The sequence below is a fragment of the Robertkochia solimangrovi genome, from assembly GCF_007279655.1.
Classification (GTDB): Bacteria; Bacteroidota; Bacteroidia; order Flavobacteriales; family Flavobacteriaceae; genus Robertkochia; species Robertkochia solimangrovi.
Genome location: NZ_QKWN01000004.1, coordinates 301,343 through 323,669 on the forward strand (window position 1 = coordinate 301,343; position 22,327 = coordinate 323,669).

At 41.9% G+C, this 22,327-nt stretch carries 23 protein-coding genes; 13 read left to right on the forward strand and 10 right to left on the reverse strand.

The features are described from left to right. Nucleotides 1–12 precede the first annotated feature (12 nt). From DMZ48_RS07845 to DMZ48_RS07855, 3 genes are read left to right on the forward strand one after another with little or no spacing between them, the layout of a single operon-like run. Entirely contained in the window at nucleotides 13–402 is a 390-nt protein-coding gene (locus DMZ48_RS07845; RefSeq protein ID WP_143954572.1) for a 2TM domain-containing protein, read from the forward strand. Then, nucleotides 399–881, forward strand: coding sequence for a dihydrofolate reductase (locus DMZ48_RS07850; RefSeq protein WP_143954573.1), 483 nt, complete (start codon nucleotides 399–401; stop codon nucleotides 879–881). The genes DMZ48_RS07845 and DMZ48_RS07850 overlap by 4 nt, the downstream gene beginning before the upstream one ends. Further along, the gene (locus DMZ48_RS07855) at nucleotides 881–1,723 is read left to right on the forward strand and encodes a fructosamine kinase family protein (RefSeq protein WP_143954574.1); all 843 of its coding nucleotides are present in this window, start codon (nucleotides 881–883) and stop codon (nucleotides 1,721–1,723) included. The genes DMZ48_RS07850 and DMZ48_RS07855 overlap by 1 nt, the downstream gene beginning before the upstream one ends. Here DMZ48_RS07855 and murI read toward each other — a convergent pair. The 8 genes from murI to DMZ48_RS07895 all read right to left on the reverse strand — a co-directional run bounded on the left by murI (nucleotide 1,720) and on the right by DMZ48_RS07895 (nucleotide 9,830). Beyond that, on the reverse strand, nucleotides 1,720–2,508 hold the full coding sequence (gene murI / locus DMZ48_RS07860; protein WP_143954575.1) for a glutamate racemase: 789 nt from the start codon (nucleotides 2,506–2,508) through the stop codon (nucleotides 1,720–1,722). The two genes, DMZ48_RS07855 and murI, sit on opposite strands and share 4 nt — an antisense overlap. A 69-nt stretch (nucleotides 2,509–2,577) precedes the next feature. Continuing rightward, on the reverse strand, nucleotides 2,578–3,087 hold the full coding sequence (locus DMZ48_RS07865; RefSeq protein ID WP_143954576.1) for an OmpH/Skp family outer membrane protein: 510 nt from the start codon (nucleotides 3,085–3,087) through the stop codon (nucleotides 2,578–2,580). Between the two features lie 41 nt (nucleotides 3,088–3,128). Continuing rightward, nucleotides 3,129–3,923 (reverse strand): OmpH/Skp family outer membrane protein, encoded by a 795-nt coding sequence (locus DMZ48_RS07870; RefSeq protein WP_143954577.1) that lies wholly within the window; start codon nucleotides 3,921–3,923, stop codon nucleotides 3,129–3,131. Nucleotides 3,924–4,104: 181 nt separating this feature from the next. Next, on the reverse strand, nucleotides 4,105–6,645 hold the full coding sequence (gene bamA, locus DMZ48_RS07875) for an outer membrane protein assembly factor BamA (RefSeq protein WP_143954578.1): 2,541 nt from the start codon (nucleotides 6,643–6,645) through the stop codon (nucleotides 4,105–4,107). A gap of 7 nt (nucleotides 6,646–6,652) precedes the next feature. Continuing rightward, complete coding sequence (locus tag DMZ48_RS07880) at nucleotides 6,653–7,390, reverse strand: isoprenyl transferase (RefSeq protein WP_143954661.1); 738 nt, start codon at nucleotides 7,388–7,390, stop codon at nucleotides 6,653–6,655. Between the two features lie 6 nt (nucleotides 7,391–7,396). Further along, the gene (gene porG, locus DMZ48_RS07885) at nucleotides 7,397–8,077 is read right to left on the reverse strand and encodes a type IX secretion system protein PorG (protein WP_143954579.1); all 681 of its coding nucleotides are present in this window, start codon (nucleotides 8,075–8,077) and stop codon (nucleotides 7,397–7,399) included. A gap of 116 nt (nucleotides 8,078–8,193) precedes the next feature. Further along, nucleotides 8,194–9,078 carry an NAD kinase gene (locus DMZ48_RS07890; RefSeq protein ID WP_143954580.1) on the reverse strand — a complete coding sequence of 295 codons (885 nt, stop codon included), beginning with the start codon at nucleotides 9,076–9,078 and terminating at the stop codon, nucleotides 8,194–8,196. 95 nt (nucleotides 9,079–9,173) lie between these two features. Then, complete coding sequence (locus DMZ48_RS07895; RefSeq protein ID WP_143954581.1) at nucleotides 9,174–9,830, reverse strand: CBS domain-containing protein; 657 nt, start codon at nucleotides 9,828–9,830, stop codon at nucleotides 9,174–9,176. A gap of 94 nt (nucleotides 9,831–9,924) precedes the next feature. Between DMZ48_RS07895 and DMZ48_RS07900 the strand changes: the two genes are divergently transcribed. The 8 genes from DMZ48_RS07900 (at nucleotide 9,925) to clpX (ending at nucleotide 18,321) form a co-directional block, all read left to right on the forward strand. Next, nucleotides 9,925–10,638, forward strand: a complete 714-nt coding sequence (locus DMZ48_RS07900) for a pyridoxine 5'-phosphate synthase (RefSeq protein WP_143954582.1) — start codon at nucleotides 9,925–9,927, stop codon at nucleotides 10,636–10,638. Nucleotides 10,639–10,640: 2 nt separating this feature from the next. Continuing rightward, nucleotides 10,641–11,411: an alpha/beta fold hydrolase gene (locus DMZ48_RS07905; protein ID WP_143954583.1), complete on the forward strand. Its 771-nt coding sequence runs from the start codon at nucleotides 10,641–10,643 to the stop codon at nucleotides 11,409–11,411. A gap of 105 nt (nucleotides 11,412–11,516) precedes the next feature. Next, nucleotides 11,517–12,761, forward strand: a complete 1,245-nt coding sequence (locus DMZ48_RS07910) for an OmpP1/FadL family transporter (protein ID WP_143954584.1) — start codon at nucleotides 11,517–11,519, stop codon at nucleotides 12,759–12,761. 19 nt (nucleotides 12,762–12,780) lie between these two features. Beyond that, nucleotides 12,781–14,253: an SGNH/GDSL hydrolase family protein gene (locus DMZ48_RS07915; RefSeq protein ID WP_143954585.1), complete on the forward strand. Its 1,473-nt coding sequence runs from the start codon at nucleotides 12,781–12,783 to the stop codon at nucleotides 14,251–14,253. Nucleotides 14,254–14,335: 82 nt separating this feature from the next. Next, nucleotides 14,336–14,680 (forward strand): phage holin family protein, encoded by a 345-nt coding sequence (locus tag DMZ48_RS07920; RefSeq protein ID WP_143954586.1) that lies wholly within the window; start codon nucleotides 14,336–14,338, stop codon nucleotides 14,678–14,680. 223 nt (nucleotides 14,681–14,903) lie between these two features. Next, nucleotides 14,904–16,226 (forward strand): trigger factor, encoded by a 1,323-nt coding sequence (gene tig, locus DMZ48_RS07925; protein WP_143954587.1) that lies wholly within the window; start codon nucleotides 14,904–14,906, stop codon nucleotides 16,224–16,226. A gap of 92 nt (nucleotides 16,227–16,318) precedes the next feature. Then, entirely contained in the window at nucleotides 16,319–16,996 is a 678-nt protein-coding gene (clpP, locus tag DMZ48_RS07930; protein WP_143954588.1) for an ATP-dependent Clp endopeptidase proteolytic subunit ClpP, read from the forward strand. A 92-nt stretch (nucleotides 16,997–17,088) separates the two neighbouring features. Then, a complete protein-coding gene (clpX, locus tag DMZ48_RS07935; RefSeq protein ID WP_143954589.1) occupies nucleotides 17,089–18,321 on the forward strand; it encodes an ATP-dependent Clp protease ATP-binding subunit ClpX in 1,233 nt (410 codons plus the stop codon). Nucleotides 18,322–18,432: 111 nt separating this feature from the next. Here clpX and DMZ48_RS07940 read toward each other — a convergent pair whose 3' ends face one another. Beyond that, nucleotides 18,433–19,224 (reverse strand): DUF2797 domain-containing protein, encoded by a 792-nt coding sequence (locus DMZ48_RS07940; RefSeq protein ID WP_143954590.1) that lies wholly within the window; start codon nucleotides 19,222–19,224, stop codon nucleotides 18,433–18,435. A gap of 41 nt (nucleotides 19,225–19,265) precedes the next feature. On the opposite strand from DMZ48_RS07940, the gene DMZ48_RS07945 reads away from it, so the two are divergent. Together DMZ48_RS07945 and DMZ48_RS07950 are read left to right on the forward strand one after the other, a co-directional pair. After that, nucleotides 19,266–20,792 (forward strand): GH3 auxin-responsive promoter family protein, encoded by a 1,527-nt coding sequence (locus DMZ48_RS07945; protein WP_143954591.1) that lies wholly within the window; start codon nucleotides 19,266–19,268, stop codon nucleotides 20,790–20,792. A gap of 188 nt (nucleotides 20,793–20,980) precedes the next feature. After that, a complete protein-coding gene (locus tag DMZ48_RS07950; protein ID WP_143954592.1) occupies nucleotides 20,981–21,451 on the forward strand; it encodes an ankyrin repeat domain-containing protein in 471 nt (156 codons plus the stop codon). Between the two features lie 16 nt (nucleotides 21,452–21,467). Here DMZ48_RS07950 and DMZ48_RS07955 read toward each other — a convergent pair whose 3' ends face one another. Continuing rightward, nucleotides 21,468–22,322 (reverse strand): N-acetylglucosamine kinase, encoded by an 855-nt coding sequence (locus DMZ48_RS07955; RefSeq protein WP_143954593.1) that lies wholly within the window; start codon nucleotides 22,320–22,322, stop codon nucleotides 21,468–21,470. Between the last annotated feature and the right edge of the window lie 5 nt (nucleotides 22,323–22,327).

Here is a 22,327-nt window from a genome sequence, read left to right on the forward strand (position 1 = left end):
AGTTAACCAATTATGTTTTCAAAAAATAAAGGACTGAGCGAAATAGACCGGGAACAACATGAACTGGTTGAAAATGCGCAAAACCGTATTCGCCAAAAGAAAAGACTTTATGCACACTTTGTGATATTCCTCATCGGCAGTGTTTTCCTGATCATCATCAATAAAGTTCTCAAGTATGGAGAAACCTACGATTGGTTCGTTTGGGCGATCACATTCTGGGCATTTTTGTTTATCATCCATCTCATCAATGTTTTTATCACCTCCCCATTTATGGGTAAGGAGTGGGAACGTAACCAGCGTGAAAAACTGGTGATAAAACAAAAAGATAAAATCGCCCGAATGAAAGCGGAGATCGAAAAGGAATATCCAATCCCCAACCCTAAAAACCCTATGGCCGAATGATTACAATGATTGCTGCTGCTGCAGAAAACAATGCCCTTGGAAAGGACAATGACCTGGTATGGCACCTTCCGGATGATTTTAAAAGATTTAAGTCACTTACCACCGGACATCATATACTCATGGGGCGAAAGACCCTTGAAAGCTTCCCGAAGCTGCTTCCAAACCGCACACATATCGTCATAACAAGACAACAGGATTATAATCCTGAAGGTTGTATCGTAGTACATTCCCCAGAGGAAGCACTAATAGCCGTAAAGAATGATGACTCCCCCTTTATCATTGGTGGTGGGGAGATCTACAAACTTTTTATGCCGTTATCGGATAAGATTGAACTCACCCGCGTTCACGGTTCTTTTGAAGCGGATGCGTTCTTCCCTGAGATTGATCCGGCACAATGGAAACTGATCGAAAGTGAGTTTCATTCCAAAGACGAACGTCACAATTATGACTTTACCTATGAAACCTACATCCGGATCTGATGGATCTTCCTGAATATATCCTCGATCGGCTTCAGGAAGTGCTTCACACTAACGTTTTATTCTATAAACCACTTCAAGGCGGTGATATAAACGAGGTCTATCTGCTTCATTGCCATGAAGATAAGTATGTGCTAAAACATAACAACCCCGATAAATTCCCGGGCATGTTCAAAGCTGAGGCTGAAGGACTCCAAACATTGTGGCACGCAGGAACCATACGGGTCCCTCAGGTTATTCATCAGGAAGAAGCATTTCTAATACTAGAATATATCCAACCCGGAGAGATCAGAGGCGATTGGGAATCGTTATTCGGCAGGCACCTGGCCGCCCTTCACGAGATCCATAGCAACGCTTTTGGGTTTACCCATGACAATTACATTGGATCACTACCTCAGTCGAATAAACTTCATGTAGATCTTTACACCTTTTACCTTGAAGAAAGACTGTTCCCTCAAATACGCCTGGCGATGGAGAATGGCATCGACCTTGGCCGGCTAGACCGGTTTTTCCTCAACATCAAAGATCTGATTCCAGAAGAACCTCCTTCCCTGATCCATGGAGATCTCTGGTCAGGTAATTATCTTATCGACGAAAATGGCGCGCCCTGTTTGATCGATCCTGCCATCTGTTTTATGAACCGAGAAATGGATATTGCGATGATGCACCTATTCGGTGGATTTAGCGAACGCATTTTCGATGCCTATAATGAAGCGCATCCTCTGATTGAAGAATGGCGGGGAAGAATGGATATTTGGCAATTGTACTACCTACTGATCCATCTGAACATTTTTGGAAGCGGCTATTTATCCCAGGTAAACAGAATTATTGATCGTTACCGTTAAAAGTCTTTATATTCCACCACGTGTTCCTGTGAAACATCCTTCAAAAAAGAACGCAGTAAAACTTCATCTGCATTCGTATAAAATCGAAGTTCCGGAGTGTTTTTAACGGTATTGAGAAGTTCATGTTCTTCTAACACGAATTTGGTTCTCCGTGCCACCGCTGCGCCAGAATCAATGATCGCTACCGATTCCGGCAGGAACTCACGCATACGCTGTATCAGATATGGATAATGGGTACATCCCAGTACCAGATAATCGATATTGGCAGTTACCATTGGACTCAGATACCGATCTAGCAGAGCGGTCATTTCATCACTGTCGATCAGGCCTTTTTCAATTAAAGGCACCAACCCTTCCCCCATCTGTTCTACAACCTTGATTCCCCCGGCATAATTACCCGAAGTCTTTGCAAAGAGATCACTACTGAGCGTTCCTTTAGTAGCCAGAACCCCAACCGCTTTATTTGAAGATTTTAAAGCTGCGGGTTTGATAGCGGGTTCAATCCCTATGAAAGGGACATCATAGGTACGACGAAGATGATCGATCGCGTTTGTTGTGGCGGTGTTACAGGCTACAACAATCATCTTACTACCCATCTCCAGTAATAATTCGGTATTCTTGACACTGAGTTCGACGATTGCTTCTTTCGAACGTTCACCATACGGAGCATTTCGACTATCAGCAAGATAGATAGTCGATTCATAGGGCATCGCCTTATGTATTTCTCTCCAGACAGTAGTTCCACCAACACCGGAATCAAATATGCCAATAGGTTGTTTGTTCATGAGTAGTAAAAATAAAAAAAGCCCACATATAGAATGCGAGCTTTTCGAAAATATTGTGAATACAGATTCTTAGAATCCTAATTCCTTCTTAACATCAGGGGTAAGATCAGGACCATCGGCAAGGATGATTCCTGAGTTCATTGATGCATCAAGAACATATTGATATCCTTTTGCACGTCCAACTTTCTGGATCGCATCATTTACTTTCTTCAATAGTGGCTCGAGTAATTCGATCTTTTTCTTATCGATCTCCTGAGCAGCTACTTGTTGAGCCTGCTGAATGCTTGCCTGCATTTGTTGAATTTCCTGCATTCTCTTTGCGTTCTCCTCCTGAGTCTTTCCTGAAGCTTCGTTCTCATATAACTGAGCTTTAGATTGGAACTCCTGATAAGTAGTCTTGATATCTGATTCGTAGCTTTTACCCAACTTCTCAAGTTCAGCCTGTGCTGCTTTCATTTCCGGCATCTCCTGCATTAACTTATCTACGAAAATATGAGCTACCTTACTTTGTGCACTTGCAAAACTAACCGACCCTACTGCCAATACTACTGCAATTACTAACGTTTTTAAGTGTTTCATGGTTTACTAAATTTCTAATTTGTGTTAAGTGTTATCGTTATTTAATTATTCTCGTTATCAGGTTCATTTTCCTTTTCTTCTTCTTTAGCTTTTCTTTTAGCTTCACGTTCTTCCAGCATCTTTTTACGTCGTTCTTCGTAAGCCTTTTTCCGTTCTTCGATCTCCTTCAACTTGGCCTGTCGTTTTGCTTCCAGCGCGCTTTGCCTGTCGACTTTCTTCTGCTCGTATTCCTCCTCTTTTGCTTTCAGATCCGGATCGATTTCCTCAAAGACCTCGAGGGCAGGATTCGGTTTCCCTTCTCTCTCATTTCGCTTTCTGGTGATATCGATATTACGCAAAATCTGATCACTGATATCATACCGCTTATCTGAATACAACATCACCACATCCGCCGATTTATCAAAGATGAAATCATATTGCTTGGCAGCTGCTAGTTCCTGTACTGCATTGAATACCTGATCCTGGATCGGCTGAACCAGCCTGCTCCTTTGTAAGACCAAGTCTCCCTGCGGACCGAAACGGTCTTGCTGATATTCCAGCATATAGGCTTCAAGCGCATCGATCTCATCCTCGCGTTCACGGATCAGCTCCTTAGTCAACAATACCTTTTCTGCATTGAGTTCATCTCTCATTTGCTGAATGGTGGCTTGCTGCTGTTCGATTTCAGATTTCCATCGCTCCACCTTTTTAGCCAGCAGATCATTTGCCATCCTGTATTCTTCGACGTTCTCCAGGATGTACTCCATATCGACATAGCCTATTCTGACTCCCCGCTGACCAATTACTGTCTGCAGTGCTGTCAAAGCAATCACAATTAAAAGAACTTTTGTTTTCATTGGTCCGGTTTTATCAGGTTTAAGGTTTCAATTCAAACCTTCAGTTAATTTCATGACAATCTTTCTATTGAACTGATTCCACGCTAAATTATTGCCGGCAAAATACGGATATATTCCTTATTTAAAAAAACTTGAAATATTTTATCCGTAAAATGAATATAGAAAATATCATGCCAAAAAATTAAAACTGCTGACCGATGATAAAGTGAGTTTGCCACCCACTCGGATCTTGTTGCCCCGGAACGTTGTCGAATCCGTAACCGAAATCGATTCCCAGTAATCCAAATGCAGGCATGAAGATCCTAAGACCTACACCAGCAGAACGTTTTAACTGGAACGGATTATACTGTTTAAACCCATCATAACTGGCACCACCTTCCATAAAGGACAATGCATAGATTGATGCGGTTGGCTTCAATGTAATCGGGTAACGTAATTCCAATGAGAATTTATTGTAAACGGTCTCTCCATCCCCGCCGGAAAGCGACTGGTTAGGATACCCCCTTAATTGTATATTTTCACGACCATCCAGTGTAAAGTTTCCGAGTCCGTCACCTCCAAGGAAGAAACGTTCGAATGGGATCACACCTCTGTCATTATTATAAGCGCCCAGAAAACCGAATTCGGCATTACTTTTTAGCACCAGTTTATCGATAAGGTTCGTATACCAGGTTCCGCTGAACTTGATCTTATAGAATTCAAGCCATTTGTAACGTTCCTGGTCGATCTTCGCCTGGTCAGGCTGCATCTCGCCGGTACTGTCGGGAGTCTGATATTCCGGATCATCCTCCAATGCCGCATAATCAACATCATTGAACAATGAATATGGCGGTGATAATTTAGCACTGATACTGAACTGTGATCCACCTGTTGGGAATATTGGATTTATCCTGGTATTGTTTCTAGTTAACGCAATGGTATAAGATAAGTTCTGAGAATATCCATCACCGAAAGTAAATAGTCCGGTATAATAATTCTGTAGATCATAATGCTGGTAGCTCAATGCGTGTGACAACTGGAAGCTATCATCCGGCCATTGCAGACGTTTAGCCAAACCAACCGTAATACCCGAGATGGTAAAACGCTGATCTTTATCTGCATCCCCGGTCAGGTAATTATATCGGAACTGAAGTGTTCGAGACAGGGAAACCGAGAATTGCACTGGTTTCTTACCTCCCATCCAAGGTTCGGAGAATGAAAAACTATACGTTTGGAAATAACGACTGGCCTGAAGTCGCAATGACAATCGCTGACCATCACCCATCGGTACCGGTTTATAGGCATCCTTATTAAAGATGTTTCGAATCGAAAAGTTACTGAACGACAGTCCGAGTGTTCCGATGAAACCACCTCCACCGTAACCACCCTGGAGTTCGATCTGAGATGATCCCTTTTCTTCTAAATGGTAAGCGATATCCACTGTACCGGTCTCTGCATTCGGATTTTCAATCTTAGGTTCAATGGTTTCAGGATCGAAAAACCCTAACTGACCTAATTCACGAATAGATCGAACGATACGTTCTTTAGAATATAATTGACCGGGTCTTGTTCTAAGTTCGCGATAAATAACATGGTCATTGGTCTTATCGTTACCCACTACAGAAACGTGATTCAGGTAGGCTTCCTTACCTTCATTGATACGGATCTCAAAATCGATAGTATCGTTTTGTGCCGACACTTCAACTGTATTGATCTGAGAGAAAAGATAACCGTTGTTTTGATACAGGTTTTCAATGGTATTAGCATCCGGATCTGCTTCCGAGATACGTTTCGCCATCAATACACCATTATAAGTCTCCCCTTTTTTGATTCCAAGATACTGATGCAGGAATTCATCGGTATAGGCAGAATTTCCTACGAAATCAATATTACCGAAATAATAGCGATCCCCTTCCTCAACCTTGATATCTATATCGATGGTATTATCAGAATTATTGCTGATCGTATCCTTAAGAATACGTGCATCGCGATAACCATTTTCTTTATACGCATCTATAATAGCGGTAAGATCGGCCTTATAATCTTCAGGGATAAACTTTGACTTTTTCCAGAAACGTCCGAACTGTTTCTCCTTAGTATTTTTCATCGCCCTTTTAAGACGCTTATTGGAAAGCTTCTCATTCCCCTCAAAGGAAATATCTTTCACCTTAACCTTTTCTCCGTTATCAATATTAATAACCATCTTCACCGAGTTAGAATTATCGGCGGTGGTATCAGGAATTGTATTGATATATACTTTAGAGTTCAGGTAACCGTCTTTACGGTACTTATTTTCCAGATATGTCTTGGTATTCGCAAGGAAACCTTCGGTAACCTTTTTACCTTTTTTGACATCTGCTTCTTTTAATACATCCTCAACCTTCTTTTCCTTAATACCATTAACCTTTATATCGGATAAGGTTGGAAGTTCGGTAATCTCGAGCTCGAGCCATATTTTCCCGTCTTCAATTTTAGTTTGATATACATTGATATCACTGAATAATTGAAGCGTCCATAATTTATTGATAACATTACTGATCTCTTCACCTGGGATAGTGATCTCCTGTCCGGGACGCAGGTCGGTGTAGGTAATAACGGTTTGTTCGTTAAAACTTTTCAATCCGGTAACTTCAATACCTCCCAGTATGTATTTTTTTCCTTTGTCAAAAGTAGTTTCCTGAGCAATAGTAGGAGCAGTGAAGAATAATAATAGGATAATTACACCAAAATATCTTTGAAACATGATATTCTTAGTTAAGTTGTTCGCTTGTTTTTCCAAATCTGCGTTCTCGGTTTTGATAGTTTAGTATGGCTTCGATCAAATGATCTTTCCTGAAATCAGGCCAGAGGACATCTGTAAAATATAGCTCCGCGTAGGCGATCTGCCACAGTAAAAAATTACTGATTCTACACTCCCCACTGGTACGTATTAACAGGTCTACATCCGGTAGATCATGCGTGTAAAGATGATTATTTATAATCGTTTCGTCAATATCGTCTGGAGAAATTATATTATTTTTAACTTTAGTAGCAAGCTGTACCACAGCATTTTTTATCTCCTCACGGGACCCGTAACTCAAAGCAAGGGTAACGGTCATATGATCATTATCCTTAGATTTTGCCATAACTTCCATCAGTTCCTGCTGCGCCTGTTCAGGCAAGGCATCCAGATTACCGATGGCATTAAGACGAATATTATTATCCAAAAGAGTTTTAACTTCCTTTTTAAGTGCAGACACCAATAATTTCATAAGGGTATCCACTTCTAATTTAGGTCGGTTCCAGTTCTCAGTAGAAAAAGCGTAGAGAGTCAGATTCTTGACACCAAGCCTGGCTGCGGTCTCAATTGTTTCACGCACGGCCTTAGCCCCGTTTTCGTGACCGAATATGCGAAGTTTTCCTTTTTGCTTGGCCCAGCGGCCATTGCCATCCATTATAACGGCAATATGTTTAGGCAGATTTTCTTTGTTAATCAGATTCTCATTCATCATGCATTAATCAAAACAGCTTTGACATGGCTTTTTCACAAAGGTATACGTTAGAATAATACCTGAGAAAACATACCAGTCATCGCTATAGACATTTCCAAACTCCAACGAGCGGTCATCTCCCGGAGGATTACTTCCATCCAGATTATCACTAAAGGTATATCGGGCGCCGATTTCTCCGGCCAGCACCAGACTAGTACCTATTCTCGTTTTTACCCCTACAGCCATAGGGATTGCAAATGTAGTCTTATTTCCGCTATGTATATCTTCACCATTCATAAAATAAAGGTCTTCCATAAACAATGCGGAAACTCCCCCGTATAAATATGGAGTAGTTGCCTTGTTCAACTCATGAAGATTGAAATCCAGAAAATTGAATTCCATCCCAAGAGAAGTCTCAAGCACTTTGTTGGTAAAACTAAATCCACGTTGCTGACGTGCAGAGCTCGATGCATCAGCATCATTGCCCTGTAGCTTGGAATAGATCACGCTAAACCTATAGGAATAACGTGTACTCACATTCCATTTTCCAACACCTCCAAATGCCAGACTGTTGGGTCTGATAAAATTTTCAGATCCTACATCACCTATAACATTAGACCCTCCAACGAAAGGTCCGACTTCAAGGATTTGTGCATTTACCGAAAAAGCGGTCAGTAGCAGTATGGCAAAAATTACGGGTCTCATACATTTCAAAGTTTGCAAATATATACATTATGATATTTTTAAGAAATATCACACGAATGAATGTGCTCTTAAAACAACAAATATTAAAAAATATTGTCTTACAATCACAATCAGAGTTAATTCCGTCTGTCTTCACCCCATAATAATTTCTTCCTGAGGGTCCTCAGAAAGCTCTCTTCCCGCAACTCCACCATCTGAATATAAAATGGTGCTTTCTCTATGGTGATACGTGTTTCATTGCTCAACGTAGCGATCCTGCTATCGAGAGAAACCAGGAAATTCTCTTCTCTTCCGGAAATACTCAATTCTATCCTGGTCTTATCAGGGATCACTAAAGGTCTCGCATTAAGATTGTGTGGCGCGATCGGCGTCAACACAAAGGCATCGGTACTCGGCGCAATCACAGGTCCGTTACAACTCAATGAATAACCCGTCGAGCCCGTCGGAGTTGCCACAATAAGTCCATCAGCCCAATAGGAAGTCAGATACTCTTCATCGAGCCAGGTCGCTATTGTGATCATACTGGTCGTATTTTTTCTGCTAACGGCAATTTCATTGAGCGCAAAATTAACCTCAGTCTGATCGTCAACAGGTGGATCTGAAGTTATCTGTAACAACGCACGCTTCCGCAACTCGTATTCACCATTGACCACTTCCTGAACTGCTTTACACACGCCCTCCTTCTGAACGGTCGCAAGAAAACCCAGTCTGCCGGTATTGATACCAAGGATCGGAATATTGAGATCCCTTACAAAGAGTACTGAACGAAGGATGGTTCCGTCGCCACCGACACTAAACATCATGTCGTAGGATGCATCCAGATCGTTAAAGGAAGAGAACATCGCATATTCTTTGGTAATTCCGGCAAATTTCCGGATCTGCTCGTAATACCCTGCCTCTACAACTATGTTAACGTCATTTTCTTCAAGGGCATTCAGCAGGACCTGAATAAAATCTCCTGCATCTTCCTGATAATACTGACCGTAAACACCTATTTTCACTGTAATGGGTTTTTCTTAAATACTAAAAATCCGGCTGTACAGCATAAATCATGCATCACACTGCAACCGGAACCTTGTCAAAAATACAGTTATTTTTAAATATTAAGGTATCTACTCAGGTATTCTGACCTTCTTTTCAGACTTTCCACATAAGAATCATCCTCATTACCCGAAACGATGTTGTAACCATATCGCCGAAAGGTCTGTAGAATATTATTCAACCCGACATTACCGACTTTAAGAGTGATCTGCGTCAAATCTTCCTGCGCATCAGAAACGAATGCACCCAGCAATTTCCCGTCGTTACTTTCAACGATCTGAGAGATCTCACTAAAAGTATAATCCTGAGTACCCTTTTCTACGATCAGAATACCACCGGGTTCATTCAGGAACGGTGTTTCTTTAAAAAGGCCGATCACATCGATAAGCTCATAATATCCAAGATAATTATCATCCTCATCCAGAACCGGCATTACATTAGCATTGTTTCGGGCAAATGCCTCCAAAACATCGAGCCAACTGGTATTCTTCTTAACGAAAAACACATCCAGCATATACATATAATCGGAAATCTTCTTGTCGGTTTCAAATCCTTCAAGATCTTCCTCCGAAATATTACCTAATAATTTATGGTCTTCAACAACAGGGAAGTGAGTGAATGTACAATCCGCGAACATCCCCTCTACCATTCTAACCGGATAATTGGTCAACAATGGCAATATATCATTATTTATGTACGATTGCAGGTTCATAGCATTGAATTATAGCCCAAATTAATCATTTTATGCCACAATAAATAGTCTGCGCTTCGTATTTTTGCTTACAAATACTCAGAAAATAAATATAATGACCAAGCTCAGTGTTAACATCAATAAAATAGCCACCCTGAGAAATGCCAGAGGAGGAAATATTCCCGACTTGCTAAAAGCTGCAAAAGACATTCAGGATTTTGGAGCAGAAGGCATTACTATCCATCCGAGACCCGACGAAAGACATATCAGATACCAGGATGCACGCGATCTCAAATCGGTCGTATACACAGAATATAATATAGAGGGAAATCCGGTGAAAAAATTCATCGACCTGGTTCTGGAAGTACAGCCTACACAGGTTACACTGGTACCGGATGCAGAAGACGCCCTCACTTCAGATGCTGGCTGGAACACTATCAAACATATGGATTTCCTGAAAGAAGTTATCGCTGAATTTCATTCAAACGGAATTCGCACGTCTATATTTATCGACCCGGTAACCGACATGATCGAAGCTGCAGTTAAAACCGGCACCGACAGGATCGAACTCTATACAGAAAGCTATGCCCGGGACTACCTAAACGGAAATATGGAAGGCATTCGTGTTTATGCAGATGCTGCCCATTTGGCGGGCAAGCTCGGACTCGGTGTGAATGCAGGACATGATCTCAGCCTGGATAACCTGAAATATTTTAATGACAGCATCCCTGAACTTATGGAAGTTTCCATCGGCCACGCGCTTATTTCTGAATCGCTTTACCTGGGCCTTGAAAATGTAATACAAATGTACCTGGCCCGACTACAGTAATCATGAAACAACTCTATTCTAAAATTACGGGCAAAGGACGACCTTTATTAATTCTTCATGGTTTTCTGGGCATGTCTGACAACTGGAAAACTCTTGGAAGTCAATATGCAGAAGCAGGCTTTGAGGTACACCTCATAGACCAGCGAAATCACGGCAGAAGCTTCCATAGCGAAAACTTCTCCTACGAATACATGGTTGAGGATCTACACAACTATATGGTATCGCATAAACTGGACAAGGCTTTTCTCCTCGGTCATTCAATGGGCGGGAAGACCGTAATGAAATTTGCCTGCACCTATCCCGACATGGTGGAAGCCCTGCTTGTCGCAGATATCGCTCCGAAATCTTATGCACCACACCACCAACAAATTCTCGACGGCCTTACCGCACTTGATTTCAGCAGGATAAATTCCCGAAATGATGCCGACGATATGCTGTCACAATATATAAATGAACCCGGAATCAGAATGTTCCTCCTAAAGAATCTTTACCGTAAGGATAAGGACGCCTACGGACTTCGCATCAATCTGGAGGTTCTAAAAGACAAACAGACCGAGATCGGCGAACCCCTAGAACCCGGAGACCACTATCCCGGACCTGTTCTTTTCCTCAAAGGCGCAAAATCCGGTTACATCAAAGACGAAGACAAATCTTTAATACTGGAACACTTTCCAAAAGCTGAAATTCAAATCATTAGCAAAGCCGGACATTGGCTGCACGCTGAAAATCCGAAGGAGTTTTTTGCTAAATCCGTAAAATTCCTTACTGAATAATGTTAATTTTTGCGTATCTGTTAAAAATAATGTAACGTTTGAGTTGTGGAAAATTTAATTTATTGTAATTTTTGCCACCATAACTTATAGCATTAATCTTTTAACATGAAGAAAATTTACATATCGGCAATTTTTATGCTGGTAGCCGTTTTAGCACATGCCGGAGGGTTTAGGGTAGCACTCCAGGGGCAGAAACAGTTGGCTATGGGACATACAGGTGTGGCTGTTGTGAACAGTCCTGAAGTCGCCTTCTTTAATCCCGCAGGGATGAGTTTCCTCAACAAAAAATTCAGTGTGAGTATTGGAACGAATTTAATATTCTCCAATATCAGTTTTCAGAATGAACAATACGGTTGGTACGAGGAAGCCAATAATCCTGTCGTAACACCTTTTAGTGTATACGCAACTTATCAGCTCAACGAATGGGCAACCGTGGGAATCGCCGTTTATACTCCTTACGGCTCGAGTGTTGAATATGACAAGAACTGGGCTGGCTCTCACCTGGTGAATGATATCAGCCTGAAAGCTATTTTCTTTCAACCAACGCTTTCTATCAAATTCAACGATCGCTTCAGTATTGGCGGTGGACCTATCTACGCCAACGGAAGTGTAAACTTCAACCGTAATCTCGACAGAGCAACGACTAATACCGAAGGTGAACGTCTTAACGTAACCATCGACCAAACCGGTATCAGTGCCTGGGGTTACACATTGGGCATGATGTTCAAGCCAACGACCAATATCACTTTGGGAGCGAACTACCGATCTAAAATCGCTATGAAAGCCGAAGGCGGGGAAGCAGATTTCCAAAACATCCCTTCTAACCTTCAAGGGCAATTCAGTGATGGCACTTTTGACGCAGAGCTCCCATTACCGGCAGAGCTAACTGTAGGAGCATCATATGAGATCGCCGATAAATGGCTTATCGCATTTGACTATAACCGAGTTTTCTGGGATGCCTATAAAGCTCTTGATGTAAAGTTCAGCAATGGACTTGAATCGATCAACCCCAGAAACTATAAAAATTCATCCGTTTACCGTTTCGGACTCCAATACAAAGCGAATGAACGTTTTGTGTTGAGAGGAGGATATTATTTCGATGAATCACCTGTTCAGGCAGGATATTTCGCTCCGGAAACACCTCGTAATGACTCGAACAACTTTACCTGCGGATTCAGCTTTAATATCAGCGAGCGATTTGCCATAGATGCTTCCTTCCTATATGTACATTTTGATGAGATCGATGCTTCTTATGACTACTACCAGGAAAATGGATCTAATGTACCTTTCGGAGGAACCTATAAGAACAATGCTTTTATTCCGGGTATTGGAGTTACCTACGGATTCTAATCTAAACTGAGCTAAGACAATGAAAAAAATATTATACTTTTCCTTAATTGCGGCTGCATTTGCGGGTTGTCAACCCGAGTTTAATGACGCAGTCAATGAAACCGGCTTTTACGATAACGGCGAAGCAGATTTCAGCACTTATGTTTCCGTTGGAAACTCCCTGACCGCCGGGTATACCGATGGAGCGGTTTTCAGATTCGGGCAGACCAATTCGTTCCCGAATATTATGGCAACTCAATTCGCACATGCAGGTGGAGGCGAATTCACCCAACCTCTTGTCGACGATAATATCGGCGGACTTCTTGCCGGAGGACAACAAATCGCAGATGCAAGACGCGTTATTCAGTATAGTGCCGACGGATCTCCAACCCCGGTAATTCTCGATGGAACACCAACAACCGATATCACAAATATCGTTGCAGGACCTTATAATAATATGGGAGTACCCGGAGCAAAAAGTTATCACTTATTAGTGAACGGATATGGAAATATCGGCAACTTCCCGGCTGCTGCCAACCCCTATTATATCAGAATGGCAAGCACACCGGATGCATCCGTAATTCAGGATGCAGTAGCGATGAATCCAACCTTCTTTACATTATTCATCGGTAGCAACGACATTCTTGGATATGCCACTTCTGGAGGTACTGGAATCGATCAGACCGGCAATCAGAATGTTGCTTCTTATGGTTCGAATGATATCACCGATCCAACTGTATTCGCAGGAGTATACAACCAGCTTCTTCAGGCACTAACCGCTAATGGCGCCAAAGGTGCTGTTGCAAGTCTTCCGGAAGTAAAAGCAGTTCCTTTTTTAACAACAGTACCCTACAATGCAATACCATTGGATGCCGCGACCGCTGCATACCTTAATCAGTCATATGCACAATATAATGGAGCTATACAACAGTTCCGTTTATTGAATGCGATCACCGAAGAGGAAGCTGCACAAAGAACGATAAGCTTCAGTGCGGGACAAAATGCAGTGGTGATCATGGACGAAGATCTGACCGATCTAAGCGCATACTCTGTTCCAAACCTAAGACAAGCCACCGCTGCAGATTTCATCCCACTACCTGTATCCTCGGTACTGGGGACCCTTGCTGATCCGAATGACCCTACCTCAGTGATCGGAGTTGGAGTTCCATTAAACGATGGACAAGTATTGACAGAAACAGAAGCGATCACTGTTGATAATGCACGCATGGCATATAATGCAACTATCGAAGCACTGGCTTCAAACTACGACCTGGCATTTGTAGATATCTATGACCTGATCACACAATTGTCGACTACCGGAGTTCAATATGATGGCGGGACTTTAACCAGTACATACGCAACCGGAGGGGCATTTTCACTGGATGGAGTACACCCTACTGCACGCGGATATGCGGTGGTAGCAAACACTTTCATCCATGCGATCAATGACAAATACGGATCAAGCGTTCCTGACGTAAATCCGGGAACCTATCCAACCCTTTATGTAGAATAAGACAGCGTTCATATACTGTTACAAACGCCTTCGTAATGAAGGCGTTTTTTTATATCTTTAATTCACTAAAAAACAGAATATTATGAAGCTAATTTTAAAAGTACTTCTCAGTGCACTTGCCGTTATCATCCTGGAAAAGATACTTCCGGGTATCAGTGTCGATAAATTCTCCACAGCGATCATCATCGCGATTGTTCTTGCGATCCTTAACCTGATCGTTAAGCCAATTCTGGTAATCCTGACCCTTCCGGTAACGATCATTACGCTCGGACTCTTTCTTCTCGTCATCAATGCGATACTGATCCTTTTTGCCGACGGACTTATCGATGGATTCGACGTGAGCAATTTCTGGTGGGCTATAATATTCAGTGTGCTGTTTTCCATCTTACAATCGATACTTTATTCGCTGATCAAGGAAGACAAATAAGAACTCCTTTATGTACGGAAAGCTCTAATACCTAATATTTAACACATAACTTTCTTTCAAAAGCCGTAATTTTGTTTGTGGTAAACCGCGCTGCACCATTACTTTCCTGAACGAAATATTAAAATTTTAATAAATTGTTTTACAGCTTATTAAAAACTTGGCTAGCGATTTAAAATGTCTTATTTTTGCAAGCCGAATTTAAGGGGCAATAATATTTTATATAATGGATATTACTAGAGAGCAAATTGACAAATTAAATGCAATTGTAAAAGTTGCTATCACAAAAGAAGATTACAGTGACAGGGTAGATAAGATCCTGACCGACTACCGTAAGAATGCGAACATTCCCGGTTTCAGAAAAGGACATGTACCTATGGGGCTTGTTAAAAAGCAATATGGAAAAGCCGTATTGGTTGACGAAGTGAACAAGCTTTTACAAGATTCCCTTAACAAGTACCTTGTAGAGGAAAAACTTGATGTACTTGGGAATCCGCTTCCAAAAGCTCAGGATGATCTTGACTGGGAAGCAGAAAACTTTTCATTTGAATTCGAACTCGGTCTTGCTCCTGAGTTCGATGTAGACCTCAACACGAAGAAGCCGATTACACATTATCATATTACCGCTGACGATAAAATGATCGATGAGCAGGTTGATCGTATCGCCAAGCAATACGGAAAGCTTATTTCTCAGGAGGAAGTAACGGAGGACAGCGAAATCACCGGTACTTTTAAAAATGAGGAGAGAGAACTTGAAAACCGTGTTACTTTAACCCTTGATAAAATCAAAGGAAAACGCAACAACGGTAAATTCCTCGGATCTAAAGTTGGAGACACCCTTGAGCTTAAGACCAAAGGCCTTTGCGAAGATGATCATGATCTGATGTCTTTTGTAAAAGCTTCTCATGACGAGGCACATGACCTTGACATCGAAGTTACTTTTACCATCGAAGAGATCAACAAGAGAGAAGCTGCCGAATTGAATCAGGAATTCTTCGACAAGTTATTCGGTAAGGACGCTGTTACTTCTGAAGAAGAAATGCGTACAAAGATCAAAGAGGATGCTGAAAAGCAATTCGAGCAACAATCGGATCAGAAGTTACTGAACGACATCACAGAACATTTGGTTGACAACACCCAGTTTGACCTTCCTGCTGAGTTCCTTAAAAAATGGATCCAGGCTACAGGAGAAGAATTACTGACTGATGACCAGGCTTCTGAAGAATATGAAAAATCAGAAAAAGGTCTTCGCTACCAATTGATCGAAGGAAAGATCATCAAGAACAACGATCTTCAGGTAACTTATGAGAACCTGAAGGATTTTGCAAAAGATTACGTTCGTTCTCAAATGGCACAATTCGGTCAAACCAACCCTGAGGAATCTGTACTTGAGGATATCGCCGGAAGAGTACTTTCAAATCAGGAAGAAGCGAGACGACTTTCCGAGCAGTTAATGAGTCAGAAACTGATCCAACTGTACAAGGAAAAAGCGAATCTGAAGACTAAGGAAGTTACCTACGAAAACTTTGTGAAAGAAGTATATGGTTAATTCCTGTAAAAAATAAATAAGTATATTTAAGGCGTTAGAACGTTAGGTTCAACGCCTTTTTACATACTAATTTATCTAGACAACTTATCCATATGAACATAGAAAAAGAATTCAAGGCATTTGCCACCGGACATCAGGGTATAAACAGCATGTACTACGACAAGATCGTAAGTGCTATGACCCCTGTTGGCCTGACACCAAATATCATCGAAGAGAGACAGATGAACGCGGTTGCAATGGATGTATTTTCGCGCTTAATGATGGACAGGATCATCTTTATGGGAACTGCCATCAATGATCAGGTTGCGAACATCATTCAGGCACAACTGCTTTTCCTGGAGAGCACCGATTCTTCCAAGGATATTCAGATCTATATCAACTCTCCCGGAGGTAGCGTTTATGCCGGGCTCGGTATATATGACACCATGCAATACATCAAACCGGATGTAGCTACTATCTGTACAGGTATGGCTGCTTCCATGGGCGCTGTATTACTTTGTGCAGGAGAGAAAGGAAAACGATCTGCGCTACCCCATGCCAGAGTGATGATCCATCAACCTCTGGGAGGAGCTCAGGGACAAGCAAGTGATATCGAAATCACTGCTCGCGAGATCCTGAAACTCAAAGATGAACTTTATCAGATCATATCCCGTCACAGCGGTCAGTCAATGAAGAAGGTTACCGAAGATAGTGACCGTGATTTCTGGATGAAAGCTAAAGAAGCAAAGGAATACGGAATGATCGACGAAGTATTGGAAAGAAACCCATAATCCCGGGAATTCTGGATTACGCCGATTTAAAGCGTATGAATTTTCCCCCTTAACAGAATTCATATAACTTGTGGATTCACAACTGAATAAAGATGGCGAAAGAAGATTTAGAATGTTCGTTTTGCGGTAGAAAAAAACCGGAGACCAACCTCCTGATCGCAGGACTGGATGCACACATCTGTGACCGTTGTATTGAACAGGCTCACGGAATTGTGCTCGAAGAAACTCACCAGTCTAAGAAGAGTGAACTTTCCTCTGAACTCACCCTGCGTAAACCGGTTGAGATCAAAAAGTTCCTGGACCAATTCATCATTGGTCAGAATGCGACTAAAAAGGTGCTTTCCGTTGCGGTTTATAACCACTACAAACGACTGCTGCAACCACCGACAAAAGATGATGTTGAAATTCAGAAGAGTAATATTATAATGGTGGGTCAAACCGGTACCGGTAAGACTCTTATGGCCAAGACCATCGCCAAAATGCTGAACGTACCCCTTGCGATTGTAGACGCTACAGTACTTACCGAAGCAGGATATGTTGGTGAAGATGTGGAGAGCATCCTTACCCGTCTGTTGCAGGCCGCCGATTATAATCTGGAGAAAGCTGAACGCGGAATCGTATTTATCGATGAGATTGATAAGATCGCGCGTAAAAGCGATAACCCATCTATTACCCGAGATGTATCCGGTGAAGGTGTACAGCAGGCTCTATTAAAACTTCTGGAAGGAACTACCGTAAACGTTCCGCCAAAAGGTGGAAGAAAACACCCTGACCAGAAATTTATCGAAGTAAATACCGAAAACATCCTTTTCATCGCAGGAGGTGCCTTTGACGGTATCGAAAGAAATATTTCCAAAAGACTCAATATGCAGGCAGTCGGGTATAGTGCCCAACGTCAGGATGAAGTTCTTGATAAAGACAATCTGTTGCAATATATCATTCCAAAAGACCTTAAGGATTTTGGACTGATTCCTGAGATCATCGGTCGTTTGCCGGTACTCACCCACATGGATCCTCTTGATGCTAAAACACTTCGGGCTATTCTTACCGAACCGAAGAATGCGATCATCAAGCAGTATAACAAGCTTTTCCATATGGATGATATCAAATTCGAGATCACAGATGATGCATTGGATTATATCGTGGAAAAGGCCATCGAATATAATCTTGGTGCCCGCGGACTCCGTTCGCTTTGTGAGACCATCCTTACGGACGCTATGTTCGAAATGCCTAGCTCTAAAGACAACAACCTTATCGTTGACAGAGAATATGCAGAGGAAAAACTCACTAAATTGAAGATCAAAAAATTAAAGGCCGTTTCCTAATAATGGACATACCTTAGAAAAAAGCCCTGGGAATCATACCAGGGCTTTTTTTTGTTTATGTAATACGAGTTAATCACGCAACACAGGATTCTCCGATATTCGACATTATAGTCAAACAACGTCTATAGCTACGACATATCCTTCATACGACCTTACATTGAATACGGTATTATCTTCAAAGATCAAATATTGACCCTTCACCCCCTTGAGCACTCCTTCATAATGGGGTGTTTTGTCTAAATTGAGTGTTTTAGGCTTTACAGGATACTGATGCACCGGGTAAACGATATTCGTCTCTTCCCGGTTTCCCAGAAAATAAGGTAGGGTCTCTTCAGGAATGAATGCTCTTAATTCTTCACGTTTACTGATCAGGTCTTCATCCTGAATCTCATTTTTAAGCATGGTTCTCCAATTGGTTTTATCGGAGATATGATCTTTCAAAGCAACTTCAGTAATTCCGGCCAGGTAACGATTAGGAACTTCAACGATCTCTATCGCTTCGTGCGCACCCTGATCGATCCACCGGGTCGGCACCTGATTTTTACGGGTTACCCCTACCTTTATACTACTTGAGTTGGCAAGATAGACGATATGCGGTTGTAACTGAACCTTTTTTTCGAATTCAAGATCACGATCTTCTTCGTCGAGATGAGCTTTCGAAAGTTCAGGTTTCATTATCCAGTCTGCAGCCTGAGGAATCTCAAAGAAACAATTTCTGCAAAAACCCTGACGATATATCGGTTTGTCCAGATGACAATTAAGGCATTCGTGCCGTACGAAGTTGATCGTAATTTTCTTATCTAAAAGTTGATTTATATGGATAAAATCATTTTTAAAAACAAGGAAGTAATTAACCGGCTTCGTGAATTCCGTTTGCATTTTTGTCAACACACCTTCGTACATGGATAAAGTTTTATATTTTTATCAAATATAATTCAAAATTAATGGCAATCCCACTATTTCATTCCGTTGCCTCCTGGTTATTGAAGAAACGTTTTCACCAGATGGAACTCTTCATGAAATACCCGGAAGAGGTACAAATGGAGGTACTCAATCAACTACTGACAGTATCTCAGGATACGGAATTGGGGAGACAATTTGATTTTAAAACACTCAACCGGTACGAAAGTTTCTCCGAACGCCTTCCGATCAGCAGATATGAAGATATCGAACCTATGATCGAACGATGTCGCCGAGGGGAAAACAACATCTTCTGGCCTACTCCGATCCGCTGGTTCGCAAAGAGCAGTGGAACGACCAATGCCAAAAGCAAGTTCATTCCCGTGAGTACCGAATCGCTGGAAGACTGTCATTTTAAAGCAGGGAAAGATATGCTCTCATTGTACTTTAACAATAATGAAGACTCCAAACTTTTTAATGGTAAAAGTCTTCGTTTAGGAGGAAGCAAAGAGCTCTATCAGGACAATCAGACATTCTTTGGTGATCTTTCAGCGATCATCATAGACAACCTTCCCTTTTGGGCCGAAATGAGCAGCACACCGAGCAATAAGGTGTCACTGATGAGCGAATGGGAAACCAAGCTGGAAGCCATTGTTCAGGAAACGATACGCGAAGATGTGACCAGTCTTGCAGGAGTTCCTTCCTGGATGCTGGTTCTTTTAAATAAGGTGTTAGAAGTGACCGGCAAAAACAATCTTTTCGATATTTGGGAAAACCTGGAGGTCTACTTTCATGGAGGAGTAAGTTTCAACCCTTACAGAGAACAATATGAAAAGTTACTCCCCAGAAAGAATTTTAAATATTACGAGATCTACAATGCCAGTGAAGGCTTCTTTGCTATCCAGGATCGCAATAATTCGGATGAACTGTTACTGATGCTGGATTATGGCATCTTCTATGAATTCATACCGATGAGCACCTACAACACACCTCAACAGCGCATCATTCCGCTTTGGGAAGTGGAACAAGGCAAGAACTACGCTATGCTGATCACGACTAATGCCGGTTTATGGCGTTATCTCATAGGAGATACAGTTCGTTTTACATCGGTTAATCCTTATCGCATCAAGGTAACCGGAAGAACGAAACACCATATCAATGTTTTTGGGGAAGAGCTTATCATAGAGAATGCTGAAGAAGCCCTTAAACATGCCTGTAGTGAAACCTGTGCTGAGATTATCGATTATACGGCAGCTCCGGTCTTCATGAGAGGAAAGGAGAAAGGCGCACACGAATGGCTTATCGAATTCCGTAAAATGCCCGACAGCATCGATCATTTTGCACGAGCCCTTGATGAGAGTTTAAAGTCTCTGAATTCAGATTACGAAGCCAAAAGATATTTGAACATGACCCTCAACCATCCGGTTCTCAATGTTGCCAGAAAAAACCTGTTCTACGATTGGCTGAAGCTGAACGATAAACTGGGAGGACAACATAAAGTGCCCAGGCTATCCAACAACCGCATCTATCTGGAAGAACTGCTTCAGATGAACGGAACACTCATCAATTAGATTACATAATCTTAAGTCTGCTGTGCGCAAGCAGCCTAAAATATTTTAACAGTCAATTACGCTCCTTACCGTATTATCTCTTCTACGTATAATCAACTCAGTAGTGTACCATTCTAAAAATTTGCTATCTTTAAATCGGAGCATCGGTGATGCTCCATTATATTTATAAGCATACTAATTAGGAAAATATGTCACAGGAAGCTCTTTTCAATGCGATTCGAAATGAAGATAAGGAACAATTAAGGACTATTCTGAAATCAGAACCGGGACTAATCAATGCAACTGATCCAAGAGGCTCCACTCCTTTATTGCTGACCACATATTACGGATTAGAGGATATGGCGGCGATTCTTATCGGGGAAGGTGCCGATGTAGATGCCAGAGATCCTTCCGGAAACACACCTTTGATGGGCGTATGCTTTAAAGGATTTACCGGAATTGCATCGCTTCTACTGGAACATGGAGCTGACCCAAATGCTATTAACGGAAACCATGGAACCGCGCTCATCTATGCGGCAACCTTTGCTAAACCGGAGATCGTAAAACTTCTCCTGGAAAAAGGCGCGGATAAAACTGCTAAAGACAATCGCGGTTACACGGCTCTAGATCATGCAAAGATGCAGGATGCTAAAGAGGTTATCAGCCTGCTCGAAGCGTAAAGCCCCGGATCTTTTATCATCGATCCCCTGTATGGTACAATAACAGCCCGTCAATAGGCCTTCTTATAAAATTACCACAGGTCATACCATATTCATCTCTGAGCACTTCAATAATGGCTTTACGGGCGTAATATGCAATAGAACCCACGAAATGAACCGGCACCTGCTCCGCTTCTTTGGCAAATAAGTGAAGATGTGTATCTGCAAAGGAACGGATTGAATCCTTGAGAATTCCCTGCAGGAATTCATCCTCCGGATGTTCAAATATAAACCGGGCATAGGTTGCCAGAAAAGCATTAGGATGTGACTTTTTATACAGCCGTTTTTTCACTTTACCGGGATCGACATCATAGGCCAATTCAAAAGCGTCGGCCAGATACTGCGGCATTTGTTTAAAATAATAGGCACGCAACAGCCGTTTTCCCAGATTATTTCCACTGGCATCATCCATTAGGGTATAGCCCATGGAAGGCATTCTGGTCTCGATGTTCTTTCCATCGAAATAACAACAATTAGAACCGGTTCCCAAAATCGAAACAATACCGGGACTGGTCGTACAGCTATAAACAGCGGCATCCAGATCTTCACGTACCCTGATAACTTCTGCATTTTCAAAAAAGTTATCAAAGACTTTTTTCAATACATTCTGATATTTTTCGAGTCCGCAACCCGCTCCATAAAAATAAACCTGACCGATCAGGTTTTTGTATTCCATCAAAAGCGGAGCCCCGGAAAGTATTTCCAGGGCCATTTTTTTTGTTACAAGTGAGGGATTTATACCAGTTGTTCTACATTTCTGAATATCATTACCGTCTTCACCGGTAATGATCCAGTCACACTTGGTAGACCCGCCGTCTGCAATAAGGATCATAAATT